This window comes from uncultured Algibacter sp., from assembly GCF_947487575.1.
Taxonomy (GTDB): domain Bacteria; phylum Bacteroidota; class Bacteroidia; order Flavobacteriales; family Flavobacteriaceae; genus Algibacter_B.
In genome coordinates this window covers 36,649-48,183 of sequence record NZ_CANKXG010000015.1, presented here as the reverse complement: position 1 = coordinate 48,183, position 11,535 = coordinate 36,649, and the positions used below count along the sequence as shown (strand labels likewise).

At 33.7% G+C, this 11,535-nt stretch carries 9 protein-coding genes; 7 read left to right on the top strand and 2 right to left on the bottom strand.

All coding sequences use genetic code 11. The features are described from left to right. Nucleotides 1–9: 9 nt before the first annotated feature. From Q0870_RS14860 to Q0870_RS14850, 3 genes are all read left to right on the top strand, one after another. Complete coding sequence (locus tag Q0870_RS14860) at nt 10–1,155, top strand: hypothetical protein (protein ID WP_298556638.1); 1,146 nt, start codon at nt 10–12, stop codon at nt 1,153–1,155. An 82-nt stretch (nt 1,156–1,237) separates the two neighbouring features. Next, a complete protein-coding gene (locus Q0870_RS14855) occupies nt 1,238–2,587 on the top strand; it encodes an endonuclease (RefSeq protein ID WP_298556637.1) in 1,350 nt (449 codons plus the stop codon). A gap of 88 nt (nt 2,588–2,675) precedes the next feature. After that, nucleotides 2,676–3,113, top strand: a complete 438-nt coding sequence (locus Q0870_RS14850; RefSeq protein ID WP_298556634.1) for a hypothetical protein — start codon at nt 2,676–2,678, stop codon at nt 3,111–3,113. Here Q0870_RS14850 and Q0870_RS14845 read toward each other — a convergent pair. Beyond that, nucleotides 3,110–4,111 carry an endonuclease/exonuclease/phosphatase family protein gene (locus Q0870_RS14845; protein WP_298556633.1) on the bottom strand — a complete coding sequence of 334 codons (1,002 nt, stop codon included), beginning with the start codon at nt 4,109–4,111 and terminating at the stop codon, nt 3,110–3,112. The two genes, Q0870_RS14850 and Q0870_RS14845, sit on opposite strands and share 4 nt — an antisense overlap. Before the next feature lie 182 nt (nt 4,112–4,293). On the opposite strand from Q0870_RS14845, the gene Q0870_RS14840 reads away from it, so the two are divergent. The 3 genes from Q0870_RS14840 to Q0870_RS14830 are packed head-to-tail and all read left to right on the top strand — an operon-like array spanning nt 4,294 to nt 9,000. After that, the gene (locus tag Q0870_RS14840) at nt 4,294–7,095 is read left to right on the top strand and encodes a TonB-dependent receptor (protein WP_298556631.1); all 2,802 of its coding nucleotides are present in this window, start codon (nt 4,294–4,296) and stop codon (nt 7,093–7,095) included. Between the two features lie 51 nt (nt 7,096–7,146). Continuing rightward, on the top strand, nt 7,147–8,583 hold the full coding sequence (locus Q0870_RS14835) for a DUF5689 domain-containing protein (RefSeq protein WP_298556629.1): 1,437 nt from the start codon (nt 7,147–7,149) through the stop codon (nt 8,581–8,583). Between the two features lie 39 nt (nt 8,584–8,622). Next, the gene (locus tag Q0870_RS14830) at nt 8,623–9,000 is read left to right on the top strand and encodes a hypothetical protein (protein WP_298556627.1); all 378 of its coding nucleotides are present in this window, start codon (nt 8,623–8,625) and stop codon (nt 8,998–9,000) included. On the opposite strand, the gene Q0870_RS14825 is transcribed toward Q0870_RS14830, so the two are convergent. Beyond that, on the bottom strand, nt 9,001–9,969 hold the full coding sequence (locus tag Q0870_RS14825; protein ID WP_298556625.1) for an endonuclease: 969 nt from the start codon (nt 9,967–9,969) through the stop codon (nt 9,001–9,003). 191 nt (nt 9,970–10,160) lie between these two features. Here Q0870_RS14825 and hflX point away from each other — a divergent pair, with 191 nt between their 5' ends. Then, the gene (hflX, locus tag Q0870_RS14820; RefSeq protein WP_298556623.1) at nt 10,161–11,360 is read left to right on the top strand and encodes a GTPase HflX; all 1,200 of its coding nucleotides are present in this window, start codon (nt 10,161–10,163) and stop codon (nt 11,358–11,360) included. Nucleotides 11,361–11,535 lie beyond the last annotated feature (175 nt).

Sequence of the window (11,535 nt, the reverse complement as noted above, 5' to 3'; positions counted from 1 at the left end):
ACTATGAAAATGAAAAAAATAATTTTTTACTTAATGATTATTGGATTTACCGTTTCAGGTTGTAATCCTTTAGAAGATATTTACAATGATATAGATGCTGAAGAAACCATTATTGTAGGAGATGTACAATATATCCTTACTGATGAAGATTACGATGAACTAGAAAAATCTTTCGGGAACTTTAACTCAGAGGATGAGGCAAAAGATTTAATCCCTGGATTATTAGCAGATAAATATCCTGTGTGGGGTTTAGGGTCGTCAGCCAATGTAACGTTTGATTTGTATTCACCTAAAAGAGAAGAAAAAAGTTTAATTAGATATACGGTTTCTAGTCAAGATTATGATGACTTAGGTCATAGTTTTGGGAATTTTGATCGTGAGTCTGAAGTATTCGAATTTTTAGAATGGAAATATCCATCTCCTGAAGATAGAGCATTAGTTTCGTTAACTTATGATTTTTATAACGGAAGTACAAATGAGTTAAATAATGGTTTCTTATTTATAAATGACGCTTGGGAATTTATATTAGGTTTCACAGATGAAGAATACCAAATTATGGGTGAAGGTTTTCCCAACTTTTCTAGTGAAGATGAAGCTGCTGAAAAGACACCAATTCTACTAGAAGATAAATTAAAGTTCGGTGGTTACGAAGCTGGTGATATTGTTGGAACAATGTACAAGTTATTTGTTACTGATGAAGATGATATTGATATGGATGGTCGTACTGATGATAGAACAACATACAGCTATGTGAAGTATTTTATCTTTGATGGTGCTAACTGGGCTGAATATAAAGATGTTATCAGTTCAACAGTTCAGTTTGGACATGATGGTTCAACTTGGGTTCCAGATAACACAATTAAATACACTTTTACTGCGGATGATGTTGCTCTAATATCTGATGCTTTTATAACTATTTATGAAGGTCCCGCTGATAATGTTGGTTTCTTTGGTAGTTTTGATAGAAGATCAGGTAGCAGTAATTTCTGGAATGATGATATGTTACTAGAAGCATTCAATGTACTTTTAGATGCCAGAAATCCTAGTGCAGAAGAAGGGCAAAAATATGTTTTAACTTTTGTAGTTTATACTGGTGCTACTGGTAGTGAAAGTAAAAGCGTTGTTAAAGAAGGTGGTGTTTGGGTTTACCAATAAGCACTTAATGTAAGAAAATAGGAAAACCACCTCAATCTGAGGTGGTTTTTTTTCCTCAAAATTCAATATCTTTATAATGGTTATGAAAAAACTTATTTTAATACTAAGTGCTATAGTTATATGTTGTTGTAGTTCTGGAGGTGATGATTCTCCTCCACCAAAACAAGAACCTACGGAAGATGGTAAGCCAATTGCCGTAAACGATACGGCAACTACTCTTGAAGATGAAGAACTTACATTGAGTACTTTATTGAATAATGATACTGTTGTTGATAATGCTAGAATAAATGCATTTGATACTTCTACAGCTAATGGCGGTACAGTTTCAGACGAAAGAACATACTATTTATACACGCCTAAGCAAGGGTTTGTTGGGGATGATACATTTACATATACGTTATGTGATGATGATAGTCCGGCAAATTGCTCTACTGCAACAGTTACTGTATCTGTTACAGATGAAGGGAATCCGATAGCTGAAAATGATGATTTAAATGTTTTAGAAAATACCACGAAAACTATTACTTCGCTTTTAGAAAATGATAACACCATTGATGATTCTGTTTTAACCTCAATAGACAATACAGGCACTCAAGGAACGGTTGTTTTAAACAATGACAAAACAGTGTCATATACACCTCAAAATGGGTTTTTGGGGCAAGATTCTTTTGCTTATACTATTTGTGATGATGATAGTCCCGATAATTCATGCTCCACGGCTACGGTTACTATAACTATCATTGCGCCTCTAAGCTTTAACATCCCAGCGGAATTAGTAGATTATTATAATGGTGTGATTTTTTCTGAAGATTCAGATTTAATGTTTGATGAACTAGAAAGTCTTACAGAAATAAACCATACAACCATTTTATCATATGGTGAAAGACATCAATATTTATATAATGCAGATGCTGATTTAACAAATTCAGACAATGTAACATTAATGTATTCTGGAGAAAGTAGGTATTGGGAAGAATATGATTCGCCATCAAATCCATATTCACCGAAGACTTTTAATACAGAACATGTTTACCCACAATCTAGACTCTCTGCGGATGACGCCGTAACAGACTTACACCATTTAAGAGCTTGTGATGAGACAATTAACAGTGATAGAAGTAATTATCCTTTTACAGATGGAAGTGGAACCTATAAGCTGTCGGGAGAAACGTGGTTTCCTGGCGATGAATGGAAAGGCGATGTTGCAAGAATGGTATTGTATTTAAACATAAGATATGGCGAAACGTTTTCTAAGGTTGGAACTCTAGACTTATTTTTAAAATGGAATATTGAAGATCCTGTTTCAGCTTTCGAAGAACAAAGAAACAATGTTATTTACGCCGCTCAAGGCAATAGAAATCCATTCATTGATAACCCATATCTGGCCACATTAACTTGGGGCGGTAATAATGCAGAAAACAAATGGGAATAATAAAACAATTGAAACCGTTTCTATAAAGAAGCGGTTTTTTATGAATTAAAATCGTTATTTTTGACTGGTTAAATAAAATTTAAAAACAATGTACGAGGCTATACAAGTATTACATTCATATTGGGCATATTTAGTGCTATTAGTTTTAATAATTGCAACAGTTAATGCGATTATAAAAACAGTTGGCGATAAAGAGTATGCAGCTAATGATTTCAGAAAATCATTATTTACACTTATAGTATCCCACATTCAATTATTAATTGGCTTAGTGTTGTATTTTGTTTCGCCACGTTTAGAGTTATGGAGCGAATTAGGTGGTCAAGTAATGAGTAATTCCATAGCACGATTATATCTAGTTGAACACCCACTTGTTAATATCATCGCAGTGGCATTAATTACTATTGGCTATTCTAAGCATAAAAAGAAACTAACCTCTAACGCCAAATTAAAAACCATAGCTATTTTCTACACTATTGCGCTCGTATTGTTCTTGTCTAGAATTCCTTGGAGTACTTGGTTAGGTTAATTAACTTCTTTAATTAAATACATATAAACAGGAAAGTGGTCGCTAAAACCATTAATAAAGCCATCGTAGCCCCAACTTCTATAGGGATAGCCTTTGTATTTACCTTTGGTAGTAATTAAATAGTTTTTGTTAAAGATACCTGCTTTGTAGTATCTAAAAGAGGCATAATTTTTTTCTAGTAAGGGTTTAGAAATGATAATTTGATCAAATAAACTCCAATTGTCTCTATAAGCCGTAGTGCCTAAACCATCCCTATAAAATTTTTCAAAAGGATTATATAAACCTTTAAAACCAACTTTTTTGCGCTTTCTTTTGGCTTTTAAAACAGTCTTCACACTTGTGTTTGTTGGGTCGTCATTTAAATCTCCCATGATAAAAATTTTTGCATAAGGGTCAACGGTTTGAATTGAATCCACAATGCGCTTGTTTAGTTTTGCAGCAGCTATACGTTTAGGTCTGCTCCTTACTTCCCCACCACGTCTTGATGGCCAATGATTCACTATAATATGAATTAAATCGTCTTCAAGTTTACCACTTACGAGTAATTGGTCTCGTGTTGTTATTCGTTTTCCATCTTGATCATCATAAATTTTTAATTCGTGCGTACTTGAACTTATAGGAGTAAATAATTTTTTTTGATACAGGAGTGCTACATCAATACCTCGTGCATCAGGAGAATCGTAATGTACAATACCATAATTTTTTTTAAATAATAATGAGTCGTTAACCAGGTCTTCCAGAACAACTTCGTTTTCAACTTCAGAAACTCCTAAAATAGCTGGTACATTGTTAGTTACGTCTTTGCCAATTTCAGAAATAACCTTAGCCATATTAGTTATTTTTTGCTTGTAAGCATAGCTTCGATTTATTTTTAATTCCATCATAGGACTATATTCATCTAGCTTTGTAGGGTCGTTTATAGTGTCAAATAAATTTTCGAGGTTATAAAAAGCAAGGGTGTGTATTTTAAACTTTTTGTCTTGGGCGTTTAAGTTCATAAACACACTTATAAATAAAATTGAAATACTAACTTTTAAAAAATTCATTGATTTATCTAAAGAAATTTTCACTATTAATTTAATACAAAACCTAAGCCAAAGTTACGTGTTTATAATAAATGTTGTAAATTTTGCTTTTTAACACGTTACTTTTCAATTTAATACGTGTCTCAAAATTAACTATGAATAAATTAACCCTCATTTTTTTATTCAGTTTTTTTTCAATTTCCTTGCATTCTCAACAGACGATTGTAAGAGGAAGTGTTAAGGATGCAGTATCATTTCAACCCATTTTAAATGTAATGGTTTATTTAGAAGATACCGGTCTTACTTTACTAACTGATGTTCAGGGCGAATTCATGTTTTCTTCAGATGTTCCTTTAGGCGAACAAGTTGTTAAGATTTCCAAATCAGGATACAATACCAAACGCTTTCCTATTGTTGTAAATGAAGGAGAAATAGTAGATATCTCTGACATGACTTTAGAGCGTGATTTATCTCAAAGTCAAGATCTATTTACCATAACATTATCTGATGATGAATTGGATAATGATTCTAGTGGCGCAGATAATATTACAGGTTTATTATCATCTTCGTTAGATGTGTTTCAACGCACTGCGGCTTTTGAATTTAGTCAATCGTTTTTCAGGTTAAGAGGATTAGATTCAGAAAATGGCTCAGTGCTTATCAATGGTATTTCCATGAACAAGATCTATAATGGTAGGCCTCAATGGAGCAATTGGGGTGGTTTAAATGATGTCATGCGAAATCAAGAATTAACCACAGGATTATCTCCGTCAAGTTATAATTTTGGGGCTATTTTAGGAACTACAAATATTAATGTAAGAGCGTCTCAAGCAAGATCGGGAGGTCGAATTACTTATTCATCTTCAAATAGAAGTTATACTAACAGATTGATGGCAACTTATGCTTCAGGGCTTTTAAAAAATAATTGGGCATATACTATTTCTATAGGAAGACGTTGGGGAAATGAAGGTTATCAAGATGCCACAATTTATGATGCGAATTCCTTCTTTCTTTCTGTTGAAAAAAAACTAAATGAAAAGCATAGCTTAAATTTTACAGGAATGTATGCGCCCAATCGTAGAGGGAAATCATCTCCCAATACCCAAGAAGTTTTTGATTTAAAAGGTATTAGATATAATGAATATTGGGGTTGGCAAGATGGTAAAAAGCGTAATTCTAGAATAAAGGAGGTTGAAGAGCCTATATTTATGTTGAATCATTATTGGGATTTATCTTCAAAAACTACGTTAAACACTAATGCCGCATATCAGTTTGGGAAACTTGGGAATAGCCGTTTAGATAACAATGGCACCGATTTAGTAAATGGCTTTCCAGAAGGCGGAGGCGCTAACCCAAGCCCAACATATTATCAAAAACTACCAAGCTATTTTGAACGTAATTTCCCTGATGATTTAGAATTTGCATACCAGGCCTTACAAGAATTTCAAGATAACGGACAAACAGATTGGAATGTGTTATATCAAGCGAATATATCAAACGCACAAACAGGAGGAAATGCCGTTTATGCATTATACGAAGACCGAGTTGATGACACACAATTTACTTTAAATTCAATATTGAACACAGAACTAAATGATAATGTGGTGTTAAATGCAGCGTTAAATTATCAGAGATTAAAATCTGAAAATTATGCCCAAATTTTAGATTTGTTAGGTGCTGATACTTATTTAGATATTGACCAATTTGCCACAGATATTGATGAAGCCCAAAACGATTTACAAAACCCAAACAGGCTGGTAAGGGAAGGCGATACCTTTAAATATAATTACAATCTATTCGCCAATATATTAAATGGCTACGCTCAAGCGCAATTCACATATAATAAATTGGATTTTTATATTTCAGGAAGTGTAACAAATACCCAATATCAAAGAGAAGGTATGTATCAAAATGGAGCATTTCCAGATTCATCTTTAGACAAGGGAGAGAAATTAACCTTCACAGGCTTCGGTTTAAAGAGTGGAGCAACTTATAAAATTTCAGGAAAGCATTTATTAAATGCTAACGGTGGTTATTTGTCTAGAGCACCATCACTAAGAAATACCTATTCTAATTCAAGAGAAAATCATAACATTGTGCCTAATATCACTGAAGAAAAGATACTATCTACAGACATGAGTTATATTTTTCGTTCGCCAATTATCAAAGCGAAACTAACTGGATATTACACAAAGATAGAAGATGCGAATGAAATCTCTTTTTTCTTTGCCGATGGTATTGGAGGCGATAATGTTGCTTTTGTTCAAGAGATTCTGCAAGGTGTAGATAAACAACATTTAGGAGTAGAATTTGGTATTGAAGCTCACGTGACTCCAACAATAAAACTTAAAGGTGTTGCTTCGGTTGGTCAATTTACTTATGCCAATAATCCCAATTTGTATTTAACTACCGAAGCAGATAAAGAGTCTGTTGCGGCAGGTTTTGTCAATGGATTTAAAGATTTCGGACAATCCAATCTAAAGAATTACAAAATAGCAGCTGGGCCACATAGGGCGTATTCGGTAGGTTTTGAATATCGTGACCCCGATTTTTGGTGGTTTGGAGCTATGGCAAATTTCTTGACCAATACGTATATTGATATAAGTCCGTTAACGCGTTCTTCAAATTTTACCACAGATTTTGATGGCAATGTATTTAATGATTATGAGAAAGATTTAGCTAGAGATTTATTAAAACAAGAACGTTTTGATGATTACATGGTTATAAATTTGGTTGGTGGAAAATCATGGAAAATTGGAAGTAAATACATTAGCGTTTTTGCAAGTGTAAACAACCTTTTAGATGAGGTGTTTAAAACAGGAGGTTTTGAGCAAGGCAGAAATGCTAATTACCGAGAATTAAGAGATGATAAGGCTTTAGATACTCAGGTTTTTGGTTCTAAATACTGGTATGGTCGTGGTGCTACTTACTTTTTAAATGTGAATTATAGATTCTAGAGACCAAGAGAATTGCCATTCCTGTAAAGGCAGGAATCTAAAATATAAATTATGAAAACAAAAATTAACAATGCAGTATTTGCTTTTATTGGGTTGCTTCTAGTAACCATGTCTTGTGTACAAGACGATGATTTTGGAGTTCCAAATATTTCAAGTGAGGACTCAATGATTCCTGCAGAAAAATTAACCACATTCAAAGCTATTAAATCACTTTATGAGCAAGCCGTTAATGGAGGGAATACAACTGCAGTAATAAATGATGATGTATATATTGTAGGTTATGTAGTGTCTTCCGATAAGGCAGGAAACTTTTTTGAAGAGTTAATCATTCAAAATAAGACTGATGATAGTAATCCAGATAATGACCCAAGACTAGGTTTTAAAGTCGATATAAATGTGAGTAGTTTATCTGATACCTATCAATTCGGTCAAAAAGTATATGTAAAATTACAAGGCTTAACTATTGGGGGAACCAGTGGCGTAATTACTATTGGAAAAGGCGATGCTGTTAATGTCGAGCAAATTCAACCTACAGAATACAAAGAGATTGTATTGAGAAGTAATGAAATAGTAGAGATACAACCCAAAGTTTCAGGTTTAGCTGATTTAACTGAAAATGATGAAAACACCTTGATTCAGTTAGATAATATGCAATTGAATAGATTCGAATTAGGAGCAAGTTTTGCAAGCGAATCGTTTGATGAGTTTGATGGTTTACGTTTATTAGAGAGTTGCGATTCTGGTATTCAAATAATTATGCAAACCAGTACATTTTCCGATTTCAAAACCCTTATTGTTCCGCAAGGAAAAGGAAGTGTAACGGGTGTTTTTAGTCGCGATTTTAGGGATAATTTTAACGTACTTGTCATAAATAGTTCGGTTGCCGTTAATTTTGAAAATACTGAGCGTTGCGATCCACTGGAATTAACTTGTGGTCTGGCTTCAAGCGTGGGTACTGGAAATTTATTTTATGAAGATTTTGAACCCCAAAGAAATAACAGACCAATAGAAATTGATGGGTGGACAAATTATATGGAAACAGGCACGGAAGCATGGGAAGGTTATACATCAACATCATCAAATGCATCGTTAGGTCGGTCTGCTAGATTTCAATCATCTAGTTCTGGTGATATTAGTAATATAGGCTGGTTAATAACACCAGCCATAAATTTAGATGCTCAAGATGGTGAAACCTTGCGTTTTAAAACTTCAAATAGTCTTGCAGATAGTAGTTATATGGAAGTCCTGTATTCGTTAGATTGGGATGGAGAAGAAGCCAATATAACTTCAGCAACTTGGGGTGTATTGTCGGCAGCATATGTGGTTAAAGATTCTGATTCTTTTGCACCTTGGTTCAGCTCTGGTAATGTAGATTTATCTTGTATTTCAGGAACTATGCATATTGCTTTTAAATTTACAGGAAGCGGACAAGATACTTTTGATGGTATTTATGAATTGGATGAAATTAGCGTGGATTATGTTGAATAGTAAAACAATAATTTTACCTTTGGCGTATTAAATACTGATATGACCACATTCGACTCCATATTTTTTCATTTTTTTCAACATTATAAAACAAGAAAAAATAAAAAAGCCAATAGTATTGCTACTTTTTATATAACTATGTTACAATGTAGTTTACTGTTGCTTCTTGGTGTTTTTTTTGCAGGTTTTTTTAGGCAAATGCATGTAACAACAATGTCTGCTTCAAAAGCTTGGACATTGTTCGTTTTGGTTACCATTTTTATTTATTTCAAAAACTGGATGCAATACGGTGGTAGAAAACGTAAAGTACTAAATGCTAAAATGCTTAAAAAGAAAAAACTCTCGTATAACATTTGGTTGCTATGGTTATTACCTATTGTTATTTTGGGATTAACCTATGTACTTTATCAAGCTACATAATCACTTTTTTAAAATAGCATAAACAGGAAAGTGGTCACTATAACCGCCTTTATATTTTGGACCAACATAAGTTCTAAAGGGAGATCCTTTATAAGGCCCTTTAAAAAGCTTTAAAAAATCCTCATCAAAAATATTAGCCTTAAAAAACTCAAATTCATTTTTAGAGCTTTTAAAAAAATTAGTTGAGATTAAAATTTGGTCGAAAATAAACCATTGGCGTCGGTGTTTTACAGAGCCACGCGTAAAAGAACGCAAGGTCTCCATGGTGTTATATAAACCATAATCATCAACTAAACGTGCAACACTTTTACTATGCGGGTCATCATTAAAATCGCCAATCACCAAAATCTTAGCATGGTCGTCCTCATTTTTTAACGTTTTTATAATATCGCCTACTTTTTCAGAAGAGGCTATACGTTTAAACTCGGTTTCTTTTTCACCTTCACGTCTTGATGACCAATGATTTACAATAACATGCACTTTTTCACCATCTAAATTTCCAGAAATTAATAGTATATCTCTTGTATAATCTGGAGTGCCATCTAAATCAGTAAGAGGTATAGAAAACACTTCAGAGTGCAGAACTTTAAAAGCAGTTCTATCATACAAAAGAGCGACATCAATACCGCGTTCGTCTGGCGAGTCAAAATGCACAAAATCGTAATTACAGTTTTTTAAATGTTTAGATGAAATTAAATCTTTAATTACAACAGCGTTTTCAACTTCAGCTAAACCCACTAAAGCAGGATGTTTTCCAGTTTCACGTCTTCCAATATTTGAAATAGCATAACCTAATTTCCGTAATTTGTTTTCGTAGCGTTTTGGCGTCCAGTTTTTAATCGAACCTGGCAAGAAATCATTATCATGTTTATATTTGTCGTTCTTTAAATCGAATAAATTTTCAACATTATAAAACGCCACAGTTTGCATATCATGGCGAACGGGAATATCTTCAAAAGGGTCTGTCATAGGTCAAAAATAGGCTTAAAAATATTAAAATAAAGAATTTGATAATTCTTTATTTAAGATTCTTGCATTTGCAGGAACGACACTTTCAGGTGAAACCTCGATATAAATATCGAGGAGTATTTTTTCAAATAATAATCAGTTCAATTATGTAACTTTGCCAATATAATATTTTTTATAATTGAGAGGCGTATATGGGTTTAGAAAAGGCTGTTTTAATAGGTATTATTACTAAAGATCAGGATGAAGAAAAATCTAAAGAATATTTAGATGAGCTTGAGTTTTTAACATTTACAGCTGGCGGTTATGCTGTTAAACGTTTTACTCAAAAAATGGACATGCCAAATCCTAAAACGTTTATAGGAACGGGTAAGATGGAAGATGTTAGCCAATTTATAAAAGAAAATGAGATTGATACAGCTATTTTTGATGATGAACTTTCGGCCGCTCAAGAACGAAATATTAGTAAAATTCTTAATGTAAAAGTTCTAGATAGAACCAATCTAATACTTGATATTTTTGCGCAGCGTGCACAAACTAGTTATGCAAGAACTCAAGTAGAACTGGCACAATGCGAATATTTACTCCCACGATTAAGAGGCATGTGGACACACCTTGAACGTCAAAAAGGGGGGATAGGCATGCGCGGACCCGGTGAAACCGAAATTGAAACAGATAGACGTATAGTTCGTGATAAAATAGCGTTGCTAAAAAAACGAATAAAAACTATAGATAAGCAAATGGCCGTGCAACGCGGTAACCGTGGTAAAATGGTTCGTGTGGCGCTGGTTGGGTATACCAATGTTGGTAAATCAACACTCATGAATGTGGTTAGTAAAAGTGAAGTATTTGCCGAAAACAAGCTTTTTGCTACGCTAGATACTACAGTTAGAAAGGTAGTCATTCAAAACCTCCCATTTTTGTTGAGTGATACGGTTGGTTTTATCCGTAAGCTTCCAACGCAATTGGTTGATAGTTTTAAAAGTACCTTGGATGAGGTTAGAGAAGCCGATTTATTACTTCACGTTGTGGATATTTCGCATCCTAATTTCGAAGAGCATATTGCTTCTGTTGAGAAGATTTTGGGTGAGATTAAAAGTGGCGATAAGCCGACTATAATGGTATTCAATAAAATTGATGCTTACAATGCAGAACCTCTAGATGAAGACGATTTAGAAACCGAACGTACCGAAAAACATTATACTTTGGAAGAATGGAAAAGCACTTGGATGAATAAAGTAGGCAACAACGCATTATTTATTTCGGCATTAAATAAAAGTAATCTAGAAGATTTTAAAAAGCGCGTGTACGATGAGGTTCGCGACATTCATGTTACACGTTTTCCGTACAACCATTTCTTGTATCCAGATTATAATTACGAAGACATGAAGTAATGTTTGGACGTTACCCCGAAAAGGGGTCGGGCTTTATTCATTGGTTTATATTTTATAATATTGAATTCATGAATGTAAACATTTCGGCAGTCGCTTTCTGCGAGGAGCCTCAACAAATGCCTCAATTCTTGAAAGAAGAATAGCTACAGGTAAAAGCAAAATGAGTACAATCAAC